The organism is Luteimonas sp. GW821-FHT14E02, assembly GCF_058803905.1.
Map to the genome: position 1 here is coordinate 207,624 of NZ_JBXAPK010000005.1, position 19,692 is coordinate 227,315.

At 62.7% G+C, this 19,692-nt stretch carries 16 protein-coding genes; 10 read left to right on the top strand and 6 right to left on the bottom strand.

All coding sequences use genetic code 11. The features are described from left to right. Window positions 1-10 precede the first annotated feature (10 nt). Window positions 11-637, top strand: coding sequence for an ABC-type transport auxiliary lipoprotein family protein (locus AC1RNP_RS10340; RefSeq protein WP_493051300.1), 627 nt, complete (start codon window positions 11-13; stop codon window positions 635-637). 21 nt (window positions 638-658) lie between these two features. Beyond that, window positions 659-1,564, top strand: a complete 906-nt coding sequence (locus tag AC1RNP_RS10345; protein WP_493051167.1) for an ADP-ribosylglycohydrolase family protein — start codon at window positions 659-661, stop codon at window positions 1,562-1,564. 40 nt (window positions 1,565-1,604) lie between these two features. On the opposite strand, the gene AC1RNP_RS10350 is transcribed toward AC1RNP_RS10345, so the two are convergent. Further along, window positions 1,605-2,195, bottom strand: coding sequence for an alpha-ketoglutarate-dependent dioxygenase AlkB family protein (locus tag AC1RNP_RS10350; RefSeq protein ID WP_493051168.1), 591 nt, complete (start codon window positions 2,193-2,195; stop codon window positions 1,605-1,607). A 193-nt stretch (window positions 2,196-2,388) separates the two neighbouring features. On the opposite strand from AC1RNP_RS10350, the gene AC1RNP_RS10355 reads away from it, so the two are divergent. Then, window positions 2,389-4,047 carry an electron transfer flavoprotein-ubiquinone oxidoreductase gene (locus AC1RNP_RS10355; protein WP_493051169.1) on the top strand — a complete coding sequence of 553 codons (1,659 nt, stop codon included), beginning with the start codon at window positions 2,389-2,391 and terminating at the stop codon, window positions 4,045-4,047. A gap of 111 nt (window positions 4,048-4,158) precedes the next feature. Here the strand turns inward: AC1RNP_RS10355 and AC1RNP_RS10360 are convergent, their stop codons facing one another. The 3 genes from AC1RNP_RS10360 to AC1RNP_RS10370 all read right to left on the bottom strand — a co-directional run bounded on the left by AC1RNP_RS10360 (window position 4,159) and on the right by AC1RNP_RS10370 (window position 8,023). Next, window positions 4,159-6,504, bottom strand: a complete 2,346-nt coding sequence (locus AC1RNP_RS10360) for an FG-GAP-like repeat-containing protein (RefSeq protein WP_493051170.1) — start codon at window positions 6,502-6,504, stop codon at window positions 4,159-4,161. A 134-nt stretch (window positions 6,505-6,638) separates the two neighbouring features. Then, on the bottom strand, window positions 6,639-7,274 hold the full coding sequence (locus AC1RNP_RS10365; RefSeq protein ID WP_493051171.1) for a CoA transferase subunit B: 636 nt from the start codon (window positions 7,272-7,274) through the stop codon (window positions 6,639-6,641). Beyond that, window positions 7,274-8,023 carry a CoA transferase subunit A gene (locus AC1RNP_RS10370; RefSeq protein WP_493051172.1) on the bottom strand — a complete coding sequence of 250 codons (750 nt, stop codon included), beginning with the start codon at window positions 8,021-8,023 and terminating at the stop codon, window positions 7,274-7,276. Before AC1RNP_RS10370 ends, AC1RNP_RS10365 begins: the two co-directional genes overlap by 1 nt. Window positions 8,024-8,263: 240 nt before the next feature. Between AC1RNP_RS10370 and AC1RNP_RS10375 the strand changes: the two genes are divergently transcribed. From AC1RNP_RS10375 to AC1RNP_RS10405, 7 genes are all read left to right on the top strand, one after another. After that, entirely contained in the window at window positions 8,264-9,010 is a 747-nt protein-coding gene (locus AC1RNP_RS10375; protein WP_226467846.1) for an electron transfer flavoprotein subunit beta/FixA family protein, read from the top strand. Next, a complete protein-coding gene (locus AC1RNP_RS10380) occupies window positions 9,010-9,951 on the top strand; it encodes an electron transfer flavoprotein subunit alpha/FixB family protein (RefSeq protein WP_493051173.1) in 942 nt (313 codons plus the stop codon). Before AC1RNP_RS10375 ends, AC1RNP_RS10380 begins: the two co-directional genes overlap by 1 nt. Before the next feature lie 29 nt (window positions 9,952-9,980). Further along, window positions 9,981-11,120, top strand: a complete 1,140-nt coding sequence (locus AC1RNP_RS10385; protein WP_493051174.1) for a glycosyltransferase — start codon at window positions 9,981-9,983, stop codon at window positions 11,118-11,120. A gap of 94 nt (window positions 11,121-11,214) precedes the next feature. Further along, window positions 11,215-12,012 carry a class I SAM-dependent methyltransferase gene (locus AC1RNP_RS10390; RefSeq protein ID WP_493051175.1) on the top strand — a complete coding sequence of 266 codons (798 nt, stop codon included), beginning with the start codon at window positions 11,215-11,217 and terminating at the stop codon, window positions 12,010-12,012. Then, on the top strand, window positions 12,009-12,965 hold the full coding sequence (locus AC1RNP_RS10395; protein ID WP_493051176.1) for a lysylphosphatidylglycerol synthase domain-containing protein: 957 nt from the start codon (window positions 12,009-12,011) through the stop codon (window positions 12,963-12,965). Before AC1RNP_RS10390 ends, AC1RNP_RS10395 begins: the two co-directional genes overlap by 4 nt. Before the next feature lie 258 nt (window positions 12,966-13,223). Continuing rightward, window positions 13,224-13,775, top strand: coding sequence for a hypothetical protein (locus AC1RNP_RS10400; protein WP_493051177.1), 552 nt, complete (start codon window positions 13,224-13,226; stop codon window positions 13,773-13,775). 58 nt (window positions 13,776-13,833) lie between these two features. Further along, window positions 13,834-14,784, top strand: coding sequence for a glycosyltransferase family 2 protein (locus AC1RNP_RS10405; protein ID WP_493051178.1), 951 nt, complete (start codon window positions 13,834-13,836; stop codon window positions 14,782-14,784). A gap of 36 nt (window positions 14,785-14,820) precedes the next feature. Here the strand turns inward: AC1RNP_RS10405 and AC1RNP_RS10410 are convergent, their stop codons facing one another. After that, complete coding sequence (locus AC1RNP_RS10410; protein WP_493051179.1) at window positions 14,821-17,307, bottom strand: hypothetical protein; 2,487 nt, start codon at window positions 17,305-17,307, stop codon at window positions 14,821-14,823. Window positions 17,308-17,369: 62 nt separating this feature from the next. Beyond that, window positions 17,370-19,664, bottom strand: coding sequence for a glycosyltransferase family 2 protein (locus AC1RNP_RS10415; RefSeq protein ID WP_493051180.1), 2,295 nt, complete (start codon window positions 19,662-19,664; stop codon window positions 17,370-17,372). Window positions 19,665-19,692: the final 28 nt, after the last annotated feature.

Consider the following 19,692-nt stretch of genomic DNA (forward strand, 5'->3'; position numbering starts at 1 on the left):
GCGGATGCGCATGCACGCGGCCACTGTGGCGCTTGCTCTGGCCTGCACGACGCTGAGCGGTTGCGCCTTGCTCAACGCCGGCGGCGAGCGCGCGCAATCGACGCTGTACGCGCTCGATCCGCGCGTCGCGCCCGATGCCGCATGGCCGAACGTGAAATGGCAACTGTCGCTGAGCCCGCCCACCGCGGCGCGCATGATCGACAGCTTCCGCATCGCCGTGCGTCCCACGCCCGACGAAGTGCAGGTCTACAAGGGCGCCGCCTGGGCCAAGCTGCCGAGCGACATGGTGGAGGACACGATCATCCGCGCGCTGGAGGATTCCGGCCGCATCGCCGCGGTCGCGCGCCAGGCCACCGGCATCGCCGCCGACTACAAGCTGGTCCTCGACATGCGCCGTTTCGAAGCCGACTACGCCGGCGGCGCCATGCCTTCGGCCACCATCGAGATCAATGCCAAGCTGCTGCGCAGCAGCGACCAGAGCGTGGTCGGCGCGCAGACCTTCCGTCACGCCGAACCGGCGGCGAGCAAGGAGGTTCCTCAAGTGGTGGAAGCCTTCTCGCGCAGCCTGGAACGCGTCGGCGGCGACATCGCGCGCTGGACGCTGCAGACCGGCAATGCGGCGGCGACAAAGTCGTAACCATCACCGCCGGGGAACGGCGTGACGCCCTCCCTGCGCGATCGGTACGCCGGATGTCTGCTCGGACTGGCCTGCGGAGATGCCGTCGGCACGTCAGTCGAGTTCAAACCGCGCGGCAGCTTCGCGCCGCTCACCGACATGATCGGTGGCGGCCCATTCGCTCTGCCCGCCGGGTGTTGGACAGACGACACGTCGATGGCGCTCTGCCTGGCGGAAAGCCTCCTTTATCGCGATGGATTTGATGCCCGCGACCAGATGGCTCGCTATGCGAACTGGTGGCGATGGGGGTATTTGAGTTCGACCGGCGAGTGTTTCGACATCGGCAATACGGTGCGCGCAGCCCTGACGCGCTTTCTCGAAACTGGCGATCCCTATGCCGGTTCCACGGACCCGTCAACGGCCGGCAATGGCTCCCTGATGCGCCTTGCCCCTGTCGTTCTCTTTTATTTTTCCAGTGCCACGGACATCGACGGGTTCTGCGCCGAGAGTTCTCGCACCACGCATGGCGCCGATGAAGCGGTCGATTGTTGCCGCCTGCTCGGACATCGGCTCGCACTGGCATTGAATGGCCTGTCGAAGTCAGAGGTGCTCTCCCAGCCCTACCCGAATGTACTGACAGACAGTGTGGGATCTCTCGCGCAAGGCGCGCATCTGGCTAAAACGCGCGACGACATTCGCGGATCCGGCTACTGCGTTGCCTCCCTGGAAGCAGCGCTGTGGTGTTTCGCCAACAGCGAGAGTTTCGAAGAAACCATCCTGTCGGCTGCGAATCTCGGCGATGACGCCGACACCACCGCAGCGATCGCCGGACAATTGGCCGGCGCACATTATGGCGTCGGTGCGATTCCGCCAACATGGTTGCGCAATCTCCACCTCTGCGACGAGATACGCCTGTACGCCGATCGCATGTTCGCGCGATTGCCATGATGAAATCTGGCTTATCCGCGCGGTTCGCGCGAGGGGCCAGTCAGCACTGGATCTGACGGAACGTCAGATTGATCCGCTCGCCCAACGGCCGCGCCGTGCGCGGCAAGGCATGCCGATAGTTCTTCTGCGTCTGCCCCGCCATCACCAGCAGGCTGCCGTGCGGAAGCTCGATCGCGTGCTTCATGGCGGGATCGTGGCGGTGCTTCAGCGCGAAGCGGCGCGCGGCGCCGAGCGATAGCGACGCGATCACCGGCTGTGGCCCGAGTTCAGGCTCGGCGTCGCTGTGCCAGCCCATCGCATCTCGGCCATCGCGATAGAGATTGGCGAGCACGCTGTTGAACGGATGCGCGAGTGTCCGCGTCAGCCGCTCGCGCACGGACTGCAACGCCTGCGGCCAAGGCATGGGTTCGAAACGCGTCCCGGAATAGGTGTAGACCGCCTCCGGATCGCCGATCCAGCAGCTCAATCGCGGCGAATCGACCTCGCGTCCGAACAATCGGATGCGATGCACGCGCCAGGAAATTTCCGCGCGCAGCGTATGGAACAGTGCGTCGGCCTCCGCCTCGGGCAGCCAGCCGCGATACAGGCGCACATCGGCGCCGGGCAGATCGAGGGTGATGGCGCCTTCCATCGCCGGATCGTGCCGATTTGCCGCACGCGCGGCAACCCGCGAGAATATCCCGCATACGCGGCAGTATGCAGTCGCCTCCGCATGGGCCTGCGCACCTCGCCGCATGGACGCAGCGGCTCGATTTCACGCCGACGGCGTGATTCGATGTCCAGACTTTCCACGCAGCGCACCCACACCGAGCCAGGCCGCGAACATGAGCGAACCCAGCAGCACCGCAGATCACCAGAACGGCGCACCGACCGTCGAACGCGACGTCATGGAATACGACGTCGTCGCCGTCGGCGCCGGCCCGGCCGGGCTGTCGTTCGCGATCCGGCTGAAGCAGCTCAATCCCGAACTGTCGGTATGCGTGATCGAGAAGGCCAGCACCATCGGCGCGCACATCCTCTCCGGCGCGGTCATCGAGACCGGTCCGCTCGACGCACTGCTGCCGGACTGGCGCAGCAATCCGCCGCCGATCTGCGTGCCGGCCACGGAGGACGAGTTCTGGCTGCTCAGCAAGACCGGCGGCCGCAAGCTGCCGGTGCCGCCGGGCATGCACAACAAGGGCAACGTGATCGTCAGCCTCGGCGCGATGTGCGCATGGCTGGCGCCGCAGGCCGAGGCGCTGGGCGTGGAGATTTATCCGGGCTTCGCCGCCGCCGAGACCCTGCACGACGCCGACGGCAAGGTGATCGGCGTGCGCATCGGCGACATGGGCATCGCCAAGGACGGATCGCACAAGCCCGGCTACACGCCCGGCATCGACATCCACGCCAAGGTCACGGTGCTCGCCGAGGGCGCGCGCGGCCACCTCACCAAGCGGCTGATCAAGCGCTTCAAGCTCGATGCCGACAGCGATCCGCAGGGCTATTCGATCGGCATCAAGGAGCTGTGGCAGGTGCCGGAGGATCGCGTCAGCCCGGGCAAGATCGTGCACAGTTTCGGCTGGCCGGCCGACAGCCACACCTACGGCGGCAGCTTCCTGTACCACCTGGACAAGGGCCGCATCGCGCTCGGCTACGTCAGCGGCCTCGATTACCGCGACCCGGACTACAAGCCATGGGAGGCCTTCCAGCAGTGGAAGAACCACCCGATGGTCAAGCCGCTTCTGGAAGGCGGCAACCTCGTCTCGGCGGGCGCGCGCGCCATCGTCACCGGCGGCTGGCAATCGCTGCCGAAGACGGAAATGCCAGGCGCCTTGCTGATCGGCGACACCGCCGGCCTGCTCAACGTGCCCAAGGTCAAGGGTACGCACCAGGCGATCCGCAGCGGCATGCTCGCCGCCGAACACCTGGCGCAGTCGCTGAGCAGCGAAGGATTCGACGCCAAGCTGCGCGCGTCCGAGGCGATGGCGGAACTGAAGAAGGTGCGCAACGTGAAGCCCGGCTTCAAGCGCGGGCTCTGGTTCGGCATGCTCAACGCCGCCTGGGAAACCGTCACCGGCGGCCTCTCGCCGTGGACGCTGAAGAACAAGCCCGACTGGTCGTCGCTGCAGAAACTCGGCGAGGCCGAAAAACCGAAACGCGACTACGTCGACCGCACCCTGGCGCCGCGCGACCGGCTCGCCGGCGTGTATTTCGCCGCCACCGAGCACGACGAGGACCAGCCGGTCCATCTGCGCGTGGCCGACACCTCGATCTGCGTCACCCGCTGCACCGAGGAATACGGCAATCCCTGCACCCGCTTCTGCCCCGCCGCCGTCTACGAAATCGTGGATGACGTCCTCGATGACGGCCGGTCAGGCAAGCGCTTGCAGATCAACGCCGCCAACTGCGTGCACTGCAAGACCTGCGACATCAAGGACCCCTACGAGATCATCAACTGGGTCACGCCGGAAGGCGGATCGGGGCCGAACTACCAGAATCTCTGACGCGGAAAAAAGAAAGGCGGCGATCGCAGAACTGCGTATCGCCGCCTTTTGTTTTTTGGCGACTGATTCCGTGGGCGCAACGCCCACGGAACATCGCGGTGGATCGAACCGTCAGCTCGACGGCTGCGCCACGGGCACCAGGCCGAAGTCCCAGGACGCATCGGTGCCGGTGCTGCCAAGCGCGGTCGCCAGGTGCGTCAGGAAGGTCTGGAAATCGCTCACACCGCTCAGGACATGGACCTCCGTCTTGCCGGACGAGCCGGCCTTGGCGATCGCGTACAGATCCAGCGTGCCGTCACGATTGAAGTCGCCGAGTTCGTATTCCCAGTTGTTGGTGCTGCCGCTGCTGGCAGCCAACGGGAGCGACTTCTGGAACAGGGTCTGCCTGAAATTGGCCGAACCGCTCAGGACCTGCATCTCGACCTTGCCCGAGGCGCCATTCTTGTTGATCGCGTACAGATCGAGCAGCTTGTCGCCGTTGTAGTCGCCAAGTTCGAAGTGCCAGCCGTAGTCCGTCCCGGACGACGGCAACGACGTCGCGAGGTGCGTCAGGAAGGTCGTGAAGTTCGTGGCGCCGCTCAGGACATGGACTTCCGTCTTGCCCGAAGAACCCGTCCTGTCGATGGCATAGAGATCAAGCTTGCCATCGCGATTGTAGTCGCCCAGCAGGAACTCCCAGCGGTTGTCGCGACCGGTCGTCTGCAACAGCGTGGAACGATGCGTGAGGAACGTGCTGAAATTCTTCGATCCATCCAGGATATGCACTTCCGTCTTCCCGGAAGCACCGACCTTGTTGATGGCGAAGAGGTCGTACTTGCTGTCGCCGTTGTAGTCGGCGAAGCGGAACACCCACTGTCCGTCGGTGCCGGATTTGCCCAGCGCCGTCGACAGGTGGAGCGAGAACGTCTTGAAGTTGCTGGCCGCCGTCAGCGCATGCACCTCGGTCTTCGTGGTTCCCATCTTCTTGATGGCGTAGAAGTCCAGAAGATCGGTGGTGATCGGCACCTTCGTCGCGCGGAACTGCGCCACGATCGGCATCGTCTGGTTCATGCTGCGGACGTTGTCCGACTGATCCGCGACGCCGGTGGGCTTGGTCTGGTACTTCACCGCCGGATTCGCGAAATAGTCGATCACGCCCTGCACGCTGCCGGCATCGGCCAGCGGATAGGCCATGACCGTGTGGAATCCGTTCGCCGTCGCTTCGCGGTAACCGAACGAATAATCGTGCACGCCATAGATCAGCCGGCCGTCCGAGGCCTTGCTGTTGTCCTTGTCGTGCGCCTGGCCAAGGTTGTGGCCGGTCTCGTGCGCCAGCGATTCGTCGATGCAGTAGAAGCTCTGCCCGCCGTTCAGATCGTCGCCGTAGCTGACGACGGAATAGCCGAACGGCGCGTCCGCGGTGGTGATGCCCGGCGCGGGATCGCCCGAGACATGGGCGCCGATCATCCAGGCAATGCCGCAGCCGTTGTTGTCCGGCGCCTCGAAGCGGCGCACGAAGGAGACGATGTCGCCGCCGAATTCCTCACGCGCATCGCGCAGCGGCTTGAACGCCGGGTCCACTTCGATCGGGCCGCTGGCGTTGTAGCCGGACAGCTTCTCCAGCGCCGCGCCGTTGTCGCTGTTGTCGGGGTAGTTCACCAGCAGGTATTTCACCGGCCGCAGGCGCATGGTGACGCCGCTGTTGCTGTAAGCCGTGTTCGTAAGCGCGACGATGCTGTTCAACAGCGTGCCCACGCCACTCGACCCGTACTTGTCGACGAGGCCCTGGCTGTATCCGATCACGATGTCGATGTTGCCCGCTGGGCTGGCCTGTGCCTCCGCCTGCGCCGTCAGCTTGGACGTGCCACTGCCCGAGACGAGACCGCTTGCGATCATCGCGGCCGTCGGCGGCACCAGCACTTCCGGGCGTCCGTTGGTCGGCACCTTCGAGAGCTTGACGCTGTCCGTGGACACCACCCAGGCATGGCCGTTCAACGTCGACAGGCGCAACGCCTGGCCGTTGCTCTGCGGGATCGTGCCAAATACGGCCTGATCACCGAAAGTGATCACCGCGCTGCGGCCATTCTCGTCGCGTCCGATCCACGACCAGTTGCCGTCGGGATATTCTTCGTAATGGTCGTACTTCAGCCGCACCCGCTCGCCGTTCGGCGTGTTGACCACCATCTCGCCCGAGGCCATCGCGCTGAGCGCATGCGCTTCACTGATCGAGACCGGATACTCGGTGAATGCGCCGCGGCGCTTCACGTTCAGCATGTTGTCGTAGGACAGCAGTTCGCCGCGATCGGGCAGCGAAGCAAAGCTCTTCGCCGAGGCGCGGATCGTCGCGAGTGCCGGCAGCTGCGCACCCGGCGCGCGCGCGGCGGAGACTGTAGCCTGACCGTTCGTCTGTGATTCGGAAGAGCATCCGGCCAACAGGCCGAGTCCGAGCACGATCGCTCCGGCAAGATGGTTGCGCATATCTGTTCGTTTCCTGTCTCTAGAGCCCGATGGCGCCCGACAGCATACGTGGAAAGCGGCGCCAAGGCCGCATCGAGGCGGCGGCGAAAATGAATATGTTCCAAACCGCCCGACGGTTCAGCGCGCTCGGCCGTTCAGGCGGCTGCAGCAAACGTGACGCCAGTCTTGCCGCGCAGTTCCTCGACCGTGACGCCCGGCGCCATTTCCAACAGCGCGAGCCCGTCCCTGGTGACGTCGAACACAGCCAGTTCCGTGATGATGCGATCCACCACGCCAACACCGGTCAGCGGCAGCGTGCACTCGGACAGGATCTTGTGCTCGCCGTTCTTGGCGGTATGTTCCATCAGTACAACAACGCGCTTGACACCCGCCACAAGATCCATCGCGCCGCCCATGCCCTTGACCATCTTGCCCGGCACCATCCAGTTGGCGAGATCGCCCCGTTCGGTGACCTGCATGGCGCCGAGGATCGCAAGATCGATGTGCCCGCCGCGGATCATCGCGAAGGAATCGTGGCTGCCGAAGTAGCTCGCACCCAACCGCGCGGTAACGGTCTGCTTGCCGGCGTTGATGAGGTCGGCGTCGACTTCGTCCTCGGTCGGGAACGGGCCGATGCCGAGCAGGCCGTTCTCCGACTGCAGCCAGACGTCGACACCATCGGGAATGTGGTTCGCCACCAGCGTCGGCAGGCCGATGCCAAGGTTCACGTAGGCGCCGTCGGTGAGTTCGCGGGCGGCGCGCTGGGCCATTTCGTCGCGGGTCCAGGCCATTACTTCGCTCCTGCCGCACGCACGGTGCGCTGTTCGATGCGTTTCTCGGGGGTCGGGTTGTGCACGATGCGATCGACGTAGATGCCGGGCAGATGCACGTGGTCGGGATCGATCGCGCCGATCTCCACGACCTCCTCCACCTCCGCGACGCAGACCTTGCCGGCCATCGCGCAGGCGGGATTGAAATTGCGCGCGGTCTTGCGGAACACCAGATTGCCGGCCTTGTCCGCCTTCCACGCCTTCACCAGCGAGACATCGGCGATCAGCGCCGTTTCCAGCACGTAGTGCTTGCCGCCGAACTCGCGCGTCTCCTTGCCCTCGGCCACCACCGTGCCGTAGCCGGTGGCGGTGAAGAAGGCGGGAATCCCCGCGCCGCCGGCGCGCAGGCGCTCGGCCAGGGTGCCCTGCGGGTTGAACTCGAGTTCGAGTTCGCCGGACAGGTACTGGCGCTCGAATTCCTTGTTCTCGCCGACGTAGGAGGAAATCATCTTCTTGATCTGCCGCGTCTCCAGCAGCAGGCCGAGGCCGAAACCGTCGACGCCGGCGTTGTTGGAGATCACCGTCAGCCCCTTCGCACCGCTGTCGCGCAGGGCGGCGATCAATGCCTCCGGGATGCCGCACAGGCCGAACCCGCCCACCGCGAGGGTCTGGTTGTCCGCCACGAGACCGTCGAGGGCCTGGCGGGCGTCGGCGACGACCTTGTTCTTCGCGCCGCCGGCGTCACGCGCCGCGACATTGGCTTCGGCCATCTCGATGAGCTCCGATCGGGGGGAGGGCGGCATTCTAGCGTCGCCTCATGTCGGGGAAGCATCGGCCATTGGTTCAGGGTGTTCCGGTGAAGACGATGTCGATCCATACGCCGATCGGCCCGGGCGTCCGGTCCCCGGTTTAAGTCGCACCCGGGCCCCTCGCCCGGTAAACTGGACAGCCTTCACCCCGGACCTGCCGTCGCGGTTCGGCGTCTCCCCCCAGCTAGGATTCCCTGCACGATGAAGATCCTCGTCGCCTACAAGCGCGTGGTGGACTACAACGTCCGCATCCAGGTCAAGCCGGATGGTTCCGGCGTGGTCACCGACGGCGTCAAGCTCTCGGCCAATCCTTTCGACGAAATCGCCCTGGAAGAAGCCCTGCGCCTGCGCGACAAGGGCATCGCCACCGAGGTCGTGGTCGCCACCATCGCCCCCGCCGACGCCCAGGCGCACCTGCGCAACGGCCTGGCCATGGGCGCCAATCGCGCCATCCACGTGGTCGCGGACCAGCCCATCCAGCCGCTGACCGCCGCCCGCACCTTCCTGAAGCTGATCGAGAAGGAGCAGCCGGACCTGGTCATCCTCGGCAAGCAGGCCATCGACGACGACGCCAGCCAGACCGGCCAGATGCTCGCCACGCTCTGGGGCCGTCCGCAGGCCACCTTCGCCTCCAAGCTTGAGGTCGCCGCCGGCAAGGCCACGGTCATCCGCGAAGTCGACGCCGGCCTGGAAACGCTCGAAGTCGACCTGCCGGCCGTGGTCACCACGGACCTGCGTCTGAACGAGCCGCGCTTCATCAAGCTGCCCGACATCATGAAGGCCAAGAGCAAGCCGCTGGAGACGATCGCCTTCGCGGACCTCGGCGTCGACGCCGGCGACACGCTCAAGACCACCCACTTCGCCCCGCCGCCGAAGCGCAGCAAGGGCGTCATGGTCAAGGATGCGGCCGAACTGGTCGCCGCACTCAAGCAGAAGGGGTTGCTGTAATGAGCAAGGTTCTCATCGTTGCCGAATACCTCGACGGCAAGCTCAATGCCGCCACCGCCAAGTGCGTGTCCGCGGCGCAGGCGCTGAATCCGGATTCCATCGATGTCGTCGTGCTGGCCGCCGACCCGGCCGCCGTCGCCGCCGAAGCCGCGCAGATCGCCGGCGTCGCCAAGGTGCTGACGATCGCCAACGCCGCCAACGCCAACGCGATCGCGCAGGTGCTGGCACCGCAGATCGCCGCGCTCGCCAAGGCCGGCTACAGCCACGTCTTCGGCCCCAGCACCACCTTCGGCAAGGACCTGATGCCCTGCGTCGCCGCCCTGCTCGGCGTGGCCCAGGTCTCCGACGTCATGGCCGTGGAAGGCAGCCACACCTTCAAGCGTCCGATCTACGCCGGCAACGCCATCATCACCGTCGAAGCTCCGGCCGATCACACCGTGGTCGCGACCGTGCGCACCGCTTCCTGGCCCGAAGCTGCTAAGGGCGGCAGCGCGACGGTCGAAGCGGCCTCGGTCGAAGCCACGCTGCCAAGCCACACCCGCTACGTCGGCCTTGCCGCCGGCAAGTCGGATCGCCCGGACCTGCAAAGCGCCAAGCGCGTGGTCTCCGGCGGTCGCGGCGTCGGTTCGGCGGAGAACTTCAAGATCATCTACGACTTCGCCGACAAGCTCGGCGCCGCCGTCGGCGCCTCGCGCGCCGCGGTCGACGCCGGCTACGTGCCGAACGAACTGCAGGTCGGCCAGACCGGCAAGATCATCGCCCCGGAGCTGTATGTAGCCATCGGCATCAGCGGCGCGATCCAGCACCTGACCGGCATCAAGGACGCCGGCACCATCGTCGCGATCAACAAGGACGGCGAGGCGCCGATCTTCGAGATCGCGGATATCGGCCTGGTGGGTGATCTGTTCAAGCTGTTGCCAGAGCTCGAAGCCGCGCTTTGACCGCAGCGAATGAGTCTCGGGCATCGGCCATGCGCGTCGTCCTCTGGGGGACGTGCGACCTGAGCAAGCCGCGCGTGCGCATCCTGCGAGACGGGCTGCGCGCGAACGGTGTCGAGGTCATCGAGTGCCATACCGACATCTGGAGCGGAATCCGGGACAAGAGTCAGGTCCGTGGCGCATTCCGCTGGATTCGACTGCTCGGACACATCCTGATTTCCTATCCGCGGCTGGCCTGGCGTTATCTGCGGCTGCCGCCGCACGATTGGGTTCTGCTCGGATACCCGGCCGTCGTCGACATCTTCGCAATCCGGCTGTTTGCCTGGCTGCGCGGCACGCGGGTCGCGATGGACTGGTTCCTGTCCGCCTACGACACCGTGGTGCTGGATCGGCGCATGGTCGGTCGCCGGCATCCCTTGGCGTGGATGCTGCGTGCGATCGAATGGCTCGCGGTCCGGCTGGCCGACCGGGTTTTCATGGACACGAAAACCCATGCCACGCGCATGGAACAGGTGTTCGGCCTTCGCCAAGGCGCATGCGGCGCGGTCTGGGTCGGCGTTGAGGGCGAGATCTTCCGCGCGGATCGGGACAAGGACGCTCCACCAAGGCGCGCCGATGCGCTGCAAGTGCTTTTCTACGGCCAGTTCATTCCGCTGCATGGAATTCCCACCATCGTGGAGGCCGCATCGCAATTGCGCGATCATCCGATCGATTGGCTGTTGATCGGCACAGGCCAGGAAGCCTCCAAGGTGCGCGGCATGCTCGACCGGCACCCACTCCCGCGTTTGCGCTGGATCGAATGGGCCGAATATCCGGTATTGCTCGAACACATCGCCGCGGCCGATGTGTGCCTTGGCATTTTCGGCACCTCCGACAAAGCCGCCAGCGTGATCCCCAACAAGGTGTTCCAGACGCTCGCGATGCGCAAACCGCTCATCACGCGCGACTCCGCGGCCATCCGCGAACTCGTCTCGACACCTTCGCCCATGATTCAACTCGTGACCGCGGGCGACGCGCGCGCGCTGGCCGATGCGATCGTGCGTTTTGCCGAATATCAGCGCGCCCACGCGCAGGAAACACGCGTGGAAAACGATTACCCGAGTAATTTCGACGAAATGGCGGTGGGCAGGCAGTTGCTCGCGATTCTGCAACCGACCGTCGGCACCACCTAAAATGCAGGACCCGGACATCGCTTGGAATCATCGAGCGGTTCCGGAATTTTCAGAACCGCAGCATCAGCATCACTCAAAGAGTCTGGAGCCCGACATGAAAAACTACGGAATAATCGGCCCAGCCGCACCGGAAGCCGGATGGGTGCCCGCCCCCCGGTACCTGCTGCGGCGCGCACGGGTTCTGAAGCACATTCGCAAGCTCCAGCCCAGCGAGGTACTGGAAATCGGATGCGGCGCGGGCGCCTTGCTGCACGAGCTCGATGCGCTCGGATTCCGGTGCACCGCGCTGGAAATGTCTCCCGAAGCGCGCGATCTGGCCAACAGTCTCGCGCGCGGCGCGGGCCGCGACATCCGGTTCCTGGAATCTCCGGAAACCAATTGGGAGAAACGTTTCCCCGTATTGATGGCCTTCGAGGTGCTCGAACATATCGAGCATGATCTGGAAGCCCTGCAAACATGGCGCAGCTGGATGTCGACCGGCGGCACCCTGCTGCTGTCCGTACCCGCGCACATGGCGAAATGGAATCCTTCCGACGTGTGGGCGGGACATTTCCGCAGATACGAACGCGCGCCGATGATCGAACTGCTGCGGAAAGCCGGGTTCGAGGCAGAGACCGTGGAATGCTATGGCTTCCCGCTTGCAAACGTTGCTGAAAAAGTCAGGGCAGCCCAATACGCGCCCGAAGTGAATCCTGATGTCGACGACACGCCGGAAGGCAAGCACGCCAATTCCAGCCGAAGCGGAATCGATCGTCGGCACATGATGAAGTGGTTCCCCTTGTTCAAGAGCCCTCTCGGCAAACTGGCCATCACCAGCGCCGAATGGGCGCAAAGGCCGTTCCTGTCAGCCGACATCGGCAACGGATATCTGGTGGTCGCGAAAGCCACATGAAGAAGGCTGTTCGGCTGCTCGGTCTGCTGGTCGCCGTCGCCGCCGGTTATTACTTCTTTCGGCAGGCGGCCGCGGCGTGGAGCAGCGTCGACCTGAGCGGGCTGCTCTCATGGAAATCCATGGCGCTCGTGTTGGGCGCCCTGTTGTTGTATCTGGCCCAGATTCCATTCGCCACCATGATCTGGCGCTGGATTCTGCAGGACATGCACGTCCGCCTGCCCGTGCCCACGGCCTACGCGGTCATCGCCACCACGCAATTCGCGAAATACCTGCCCGGCAACGTCGCCCAGCACATCGGCAGGGTCGCGGTCGCGCGCAATTTCGGTGGTGACGTTCCGAAGCTGGCGCTTTCGCTGATCTACGAGAATGTGATCGCGCTGCTTGTCGGCGTCCACATCACGGTCGTATTCCTGGCCTTGCGGTCCGCACCCGCCCTGGAACGCTGGCTGCCGATGGGATCGAAGGCACTGCTGCTCGGCATCGCGACGATCGGCGCCCTGTTGGCATTCGTGCTGCTGCCTCGCGTCGTCTCCTATCTGCAGCACAAGCGAGGACTCGATACCGGCAGCATCGCCGGATTCCATCTCTCCCCCAGGAAACTGCTGTATGCCTATGGCGTATTTCTCGTCAGCTTCCTGTCGCTGGGCTTGAGCTTCACGCTGCTGACCCATGCCGTTTCCCCGCAAAGTGGTTTTCCGTTTCCCGCGCTTTGTGGCGCATTCGCGGCCGCCTGGGTGATCGGACTGCTCGTTCCCGGAGCACCCGCGGGGCTTGGTGTTCGCGAAGGCGTCCTCGTCGCGCTGCTTGCCGGCGTCACCTCGGGTGCTGGTGGCATCGCGGCGATCGCCCTGCTCCGCATCGTCACCACGCTTGGCGATTTCGTCCATTTCGTGCTCGGCACATGGATGCTGCGCTCGCTGCAGAAACCGATTCCACCAACGAGTCCGCCATGAACCCCTGCCGGGCCGGGAATCGTATGGAACCGTGCTTACTGCCTGGTTCAGTGGCGTCTTATCACCATCGCATGCCGTGCTTCTGGCACTTAATCCTGCGCATCACCGCTACGGCAGGCGATTTCCTAGACCCGCGCCGGGCAGCGCCGCCATGGCATATGGCGACGGCAAATAAAAGGCATGAAGCCCGGGATGGGGATTCTCTTTCGGGCGGAAATACATGAAGATGACGCAGTTTTCCCACCCAATTCTCCGACCATGTCCCGCAAATCACTTTACATTCTGACCGCTGCCTCGATTATCGGCATCAGCGCCTGCAGCAAAGAGCAGCCTGAAAATGCAGCACCCGAGGCAGAAACACCGCCCGCCTCCACGGCGGCGGCACCTGCGGAATTGCCTGCATCGATCGGGACAAGCTTCGCCGCCCTGACCGACATCGATACCGCTTCACTGCAAAAGGTGAAGACCTGCTTCCTCGATACCATCAATCGCCAAGGCGCGACGGCAACCGCTCCCGTGAATTCGCCGGTTACTTTCTCGGGCTGGATCATCGATGAAAATGGCCGTGGCCCTTCATCATTGGCCGTGGTGCTTTCGGGAACGAAGGTTTATGCCGTCAAGGGTTCGACGTCGGTGCCGCGACCGGACGTCGCCAAGGCGCTCGGCAAGGCCGATGTCGGCAACGCTGGTTTCAATGTGAGTGTGCGTCTGGAAGGAATCGATCCAGGCACGTATACGGTCTCGCTTCTGCAGCCGGGTCGTCGCGGCCCTGCCGCCTGCGACACGCAAGGCAGCTTGACCGTTCAATGAGGTAAGACGCGCGCGGCCGAATGAGGCCGCGCATCGCGTTGGTTTCAGGAAATCCGATATGAAGCTCATCATCCAGATTCCCTGCCTTAACGAGGTAGAGACCCTGGCAATCGCGATCAATGCCCTCCCCCGCACGGTCGAGGGTTTTGACACCGTTGAATGGCTGGTGATCGACGACGGCTCGACCGACGGCACCGCCGAGCTCGCCCGGAAACTGGGCGTGCATCATGTCGTCCGCCACCAGATCAACCGGGGGCTGGCGGTCGCGTTCATGACCGGGCTTGATGCCTGTCTGCAGCTCGGCGCCGATGTGATCGTCAACACCGACGCCGACAACCAGTACAACGCCGACGACATCCCGCTGCTCACCGCACCGATCGTCAGCCGGCAAGCCGACATGGTCATCGGCGCAAGACCCATCGATGAGACCGAGCACTTTTCCTGGATCAAGAAACGATTGCAGCGCCTGGGAAGCTGGGCGGTGCGCGTGGCGAGCAAGACGAAGGTGGAAGACGCACCCAGCGGTTTCCGCGCCATCTCCCGCGAGACGGCAATGCGTCTCAACGTCTTCAACTCCTATACCTACACGCTTGAAACGATCATCCAGGCCGGATTGAGCGATCTCTCCGTCGTCTCGGTCCCGATTCGCACCAATCCCGACCTGCGCCCTTCGCGCCTGGTGAAAAGCATCCGCAGTTACGTGCGCAGATCGCTGGGCACGATCGTGCGCGTCTTCATCATTTACCGCCCGCTGATGCTTTTCGTCTGGGTGGGAGCGCTCAGCCTGCTCGCCGGCCTGCTTTCCGGCGGACGCTTCGTCTATTTCTATCTGGTGGGCCAGGGCGAAGGCCACATCCAGTCCGTGATCTTCAGCGCCCTGTGCGTGATCGTGGGCGTGCTGTTCCTGATGATGGGACTGATCGCCGACCTGATCGCCGTGAACCGCAAGCTGTCCGAACGCATCCTGCTCCGCATCCGGCGCATCGAACAGCAGCAGAAGAAAAACTGACAGCGCTCACCGCCGATGTGGCGATGAGCACACGGATCAGCGATTGCGCGCCCGCCGGCGCCACGTCAAGAAGCCTGCTACGACCAGGCCCAGCAACGTCGCCAGCATCACCCACGAGCCATAGACCAAGGACGGCGGCTCGTAGCTGAAACGCACGCGCGCCGGCCCTTGCACCGGAACCGCCGGCAAAACTCCGAGGTACTTGCCCGGCTTCACTTTTTGCTCGCCGACATGGACGGTCCATCCGCGTGCGAACGTCATGGGCACAATCAGATAGCCTTGCTCCCTACCACGATACGCGAGTTCAAAATTAGCATCAGAATGCCTTTTTAATGCTACATCTTGCGAACTCGTGGCATTGGGATATGCCTGCAAATTCGACAAGAAATACGCACCATCTGGCACATTACGATTTTCAAACAGATATATGCCGTGTTCGGATGCAATCCTGACGAAATTCGCATTTCTGTCTTGGACGATTAGCTTGAAATTGATACAGCCTTGAGCTTGGACGGAGTTGATACTCAGCGAACAATTTTCGCCCGCTCCAGGCAGCGCCCAAGCAGTGATGCGGTCCGCTGGCGGAGCGCCGATGTAGTTGATAACTATCTCGTACTCGCCTGCCGATAGCTTTAGTGCGTTTTGGAAACCAAAAAGCACCATCGCATTGTCCATCACCTGCGCTGCCGGAATGACTGATTTTGCTATCAGCTTCGAGTCGCCACTCTTTCGAATACTTAGCTCCACACTTCCCGCCAAACCAACGCGCCTGTACGTCGCCATGCGAACGCCCACCGCATCAACCATCACCTCTTGAGCAAGGGTTACTGTCTGTCGCCAATGGCTTTGCGGCAACGGCGGCAGTGCGATAGAGGGTTGCGAAGTCCCTCCCCCTTTCATTCGCGGCATCACTCCAGAGCTGTATAGCCCCGCATCTCCGATCACGTAACGAACTCCAAGAGCGGATAACTCGGGAATTTCGAGATTGATGCCCCCCGATGAAGCCATAGTGGAAGTGGGGCTCGACCAAGGGTTGTCTATGACCTTGGTAAGTGTCGCTTTCAGCGCATTGGTCTTGAATGCATGCCCAAACCACTCTGGCAGGTGATAGGCGCTAACTGTTCCCGACAACAGGAAATTGCTGTCCGCAATAACGCTCTGGAAAGGCTTGATGTTGTGCTGGGCAATCGAGATGAGCCTATGTTGCGGATAGAAGAAGCGAGCGCTTGTTTCACCATTGAATAAACGGAAGAACGAGCCGAGATCTACCAATTGCACAACTATCAAAATCGAAAGCATAGAACGCGCAAACAACTTTGAGCCGGAATAACGATGAAGAAGATCAAGAGCCCACGCTGCCGACACTGCAAAACCAAAATCAAGCAGCACGATTCCTCTTGTCCATCGATTGCTTCCTAACCCCGGAACCCAAGACAAATATTTCGCAGAAATAAGCTCAAAGACGAGTGTGAACCCACTTACAAGCAACAGCAGCGAAAACACTCCGATCACACCGATGCGACCAAGTCGCCGAACAGCTGCGATCAGCGTGATTCCGGCCAGCATCAGTGGCAGGACTCCGACATACATGGCAGCTTCTACTGATAGAGTGCCTCGCGCCGCCCGAGGCAAAAGAAAGCGCGCATGCGAAGCGAGATTGAAACCGCTGCCACCATGGCGGCTGCTGGTATCGAATGACGTAAGCCACGTGGCAAACTCGATTAGTGGGATCGCACACAACCCTGCAGCCACAACACCCGCACCTACAGCACCTCCAAGGCGGCACAGCAACTTCGGCTTACGATCAAATCCCCATAGCGTCCCCACATACAGAGCACAAGCCCCGGCCGCCAGCAGAGTGACGAATGGAAACCCGCCCAGAAGCACCAGAGAAATGGCAGCAACCAACGCGCAAAAGCGTCCATAACCCGGCTGCTCCCACCAGCGATCCAGCGCCCACAAAACCCAACAAATCCAGATCGATGTCAACACATGCGGCCAGTACAACCAGGCAGCATGGAAGCTACACAGCATGATGGTGATACCACCAAAGAATGCCGGCAACCACGCCAACCTCCGGCGCAGCCATAAGTGCGCCCCGAGCCCTGCCATGGTTAGATTAAAGATCACCGCAAAAAAGAACCCGACTGCCGGCGTCGGTGCGGCGGTAAATATTGCGAAGGCTGGTGTCAGCTCTCCGTTGGCGAGGTTTTGAAAGCCGGGCTCGCCACCAGCCGGCAATGGATTCCAGGTATCCGGGTGTAATTCCCGACGAATCTGTGCGCGCTGCTCAAGCCAGCGCGGGAGCAATGCATCAAGCACATCTGAACGCTCAGGATGCCGCACCTGCACAGGCTCACCTTCGACCGTCCAGCCGGATTGCGACACTAAAAGATCGAATGGCCCTACGGTTTCGTTACGAAACGGATTGGCACCAAGAACGGCAAACGCAATCGCGACATATGCGAGAACGTTCCACAACAGCTCCCAGCGGTGAGCGGCCTTAAATTCACGCATGCTCATATATCCACACTCCTCTATGGGGTATCGCCGACACGGGCAGCGATAAAGCAAGCCCCGCACAATTATGCGGACGAGGTTCTGCGCTCTCGCGGCGGAAACGACAGCTCGAAGAGCTCATCATCGATGCTGAAATTCGGACTATAGGACGGATCATCCCGCAGCGTTTCGCCCCAGCGCGTTCGCATGTAGATCATCTCGGCGTTGAAGCGCTCCGCTTTTTCGCGAGTGTCCTCATATCCGCGGGATGCCGATTCGTGGTGGTATAGCTCGGCGAAAGGCGTCCAGATGTTGCGCAAGCCGAGCCGCCCGATTCGCAGGCACAGATCCACGTCATTGAACGCGACCTGCAGCGCGGGATCGAACCCTTCCACACGCTCGAACGTATCGCGCCGCACCACCAGGCACGCCGCGGTGACGGCACTCATCGACTGGGTCAGCCTCGCCCGGCTCATATGGCCAGGATAGCCACGCGCCTGGCCGCTGTATGCGTGCGCCGCGACACCGTGCGCTCCGAGGATCACGCCCGCGTGCTGGATGGTGTTGTTCGGATAGTAAAGAATCGCGCCGACGGCACCGACATCCGGCCGCAGTGCGTGCCCGACCATCTCCTCCAGCCAGCCGGGCGTGATGACCGTGATGTCGTTGTTGAGGAAGCAGATGACGCTCCCCTTCGACTCGGAGACGGCGTAGTTGTTGATCTCCGAATAATTGAAAGGCTTGTCGTAAGGCAGAACGCGAATACGCGGATTGGTTTCGAGTTTCCGGAAGTAAGCCAGCGTCTCCTCTTCTTCCGACTGGTTGTCGACGACGATGATCTCGTAATCAGGATAGGTCGTGAGCGAGGACACCGACTCGATACAGGCACGAAGCAGGCCCACCTTGTCTCGCGTCGGAATGATGATGCTCACCTTGGGCGCCGGCGATGGCAGCGGATACACCATCCGGTAATTGCCTCTCTGGCCCGGAATGTCCTGCACACGCGCCCTGGAGCCGATGCGCTCGAGATGCGCCGCGATCGCGCGCATCCCGGCATCGTGCGCGTAATCCTTTTCCTGCGGGGCGAGCGCGGTCGACCCGATGATGGCGCGCCAGTGGTAAAGCACTTTCGGAATGTGCCCGATCTGTTTCGACGTCAGCCGTTCGACGCAACGCAGCGCGAGATCCCAATCCTGGCTGCCCTCCAATCCTTTCCGGAATCCACCCACTTCGCGCACGAGCGCGGCATCGTAGACGCCGAGATGGCTGATACAGTTGTGCGACAGGAACAGATCGTAGTTCCAGTCCGGTTTCATGTAGGGATCGTAGCGGCGCCCGCGCTCGTCGATCTTGTCCTCGTCGCTGTAGATCAGCCGCCAGTCCGGATGCTCGTTGATTTCCTTCGCCACTTCGCTCAAGGCCAACGGATGCAATTCGTCGTCATGATCCAGCAGCACCAGCCATTCACCGGTGGCGACCTCGATCGCGCTGTTCGAGGCGGCTGAAATGTGGCCGTTGGCCTCGCGATGCACCACTTTGATCCGGCTGTCGCCAGCGGCCAGCTCATCGAGCACGCGGCGAACATGTGGCGCCGGAGAAGCATCATTGGCGATGCACAACTCCCAATGCGGATAGACCTGCGCCTTCACACTCTCGACGCATTTGCGCAGCCATTTCTCCGGCGTGTTGTAGGCCGGCATGATGATCGAGAATAACGGCTTCTTGACGAGATCGCCGACGGCGGCGCGTTCAGCCTCCAGCCTTTCCGGCGTGTTCGCATCATAGAGTTCGACCCAGGTGTCGTAGGCGACACGAGCCGCCGCCGTCGGACGCTCGCTATAGATTCTGTAGAGGCGCTCCGCGAATCCTGACGGACCGCCAGCCAGGCCGCTCACCACCAGGGACGACAGCCACCGGATCTTGGTGAAAACACCCGCCGGGCGCCGCAAGATGCCCTGCAGCATCTCCTTGGCCGCTCTCGGCTTGCCCACCCGCTGCAACTTCAGTTCATCCAGGGTGAACTTGCCTACAGCCACGGATGGATCGAATCGCAGCTGGAGAACATCGTGGGTAAGCCGCACGATACCTTGATGCTCCCCACCATCCTGATCGAAGAAGGGCACGAAGACCTTGTGCTTCTCCAGGTTCTCCCAATCGCCATAGAAGGGATAGAAATAGGGCCACATCTCCGGCCCCTTCAATCGCCGCATGCGCAAGTCGACGTAATACCAGCCTCCCGGCAACGGGAATTTGTCGCTCAGACAGAGGAACTGCGAATCGTTGCCGACCGCGATCCATGCTCCATCGGCATCGTCCCGCTTGACGTGGCGATGCCCGCTCAGTTCCATCGTGATGACGCCTGCGTTGCCGTCAATACCCATGCGGTCCATTCACCCCATCTCATCAACA

What these genes read in the sequence shown, in the direction of transcription:
- AC1RNP_RS10340 (WP_493051300.1), top strand. Translation starts at nt 11, where the DNA reads ATGCACGCGGCCACTGTGGCGCTTGCTCTGGCCTGCACGACGCTGAGC.
- AC1RNP_RS10350 (WP_493051168.1), bottom strand. Translation starts at nt 2,195, where the DNA reads ATGGAAGGCGCCATCACCCTCGATCTGCCCGGCGCCGATGTGCGCCTG.
- AC1RNP_RS10355 (WP_493051169.1), top strand. Translation starts at nt 2,389, where the DNA reads ATGAGCGAACCCAGCAGCACCGCAGATCACCAGAACGGCGCACCGACC.
- AC1RNP_RS10360 (WP_493051170.1), bottom strand. Translation starts at nt 6,504, where the DNA reads ATGCGCAACCATCTTGCCGGAGCGATCGTGCTCGGACTCGGCCTGTTG.
- AC1RNP_RS10365 (WP_493051171.1), bottom strand. Translation starts at nt 7,274, where the DNA reads ATGGCCTGGACCCGCGACGAAATGGCCCAGCGCGCCGCCCGCGAACTC.
- AC1RNP_RS10370 (WP_493051172.1), bottom strand. Translation starts at nt 8,023, where the DNA reads ATGGCCGAAGCCAATGTCGCGGCGCGTGACGCCGGCGGCGCGAAGAAC.
- AC1RNP_RS10375 (WP_226467846.1), top strand. Translation starts at nt 8,264, where the DNA reads ATGAAGATCCTCGTCGCCTACAAGCGCGTGGTGGACTACAACGTCCGC.
- AC1RNP_RS10380 (WP_493051173.1), top strand. Translation starts at nt 9,010, where the DNA reads ATGAGCAAGGTTCTCATCGTTGCCGAATACCTCGACGGCAAGCTCAAT.
- AC1RNP_RS10385 (WP_493051174.1), top strand. Translation starts at nt 9,981, where the DNA reads ATGCGCGTCGTCCTCTGGGGGACGTGCGACCTGAGCAAGCCGCGCGTG.
- AC1RNP_RS10390 (WP_493051175.1), top strand. Translation starts at nt 11,215, where the DNA reads ATGAAAAACTACGGAATAATCGGCCCAGCCGCACCGGAAGCCGGATGG.
- AC1RNP_RS10395 (WP_493051176.1), top strand. Translation starts at nt 12,009, where the DNA reads ATGAAGAAGGCTGTTCGGCTGCTCGGTCTGCTGGTCGCCGTCGCCGCC.
- AC1RNP_RS10400 (WP_493051177.1), top strand. Translation starts at nt 13,224, where the DNA reads ATGTCCCGCAAATCACTTTACATTCTGACCGCTGCCTCGATTATCGGC.
- AC1RNP_RS10405 (WP_493051178.1), top strand. Translation starts at nt 13,834, where the DNA reads ATGAAGCTCATCATCCAGATTCCCTGCCTTAACGAGGTAGAGACCCTG.
- AC1RNP_RS10410 (WP_493051179.1), bottom strand. Translation starts at nt 17,307, where the DNA reads ATGAGCATGCGTGAATTTAAGGCCGCTCACCGCTGGGAGCTGTTGTGG.
- AC1RNP_RS10415 (WP_493051180.1), bottom strand. Translation starts at nt 19,664, where the DNA reads ATGGGTATTGACGGCAACGCAGGCGTCATCACGATGGAACTGAGCGGG.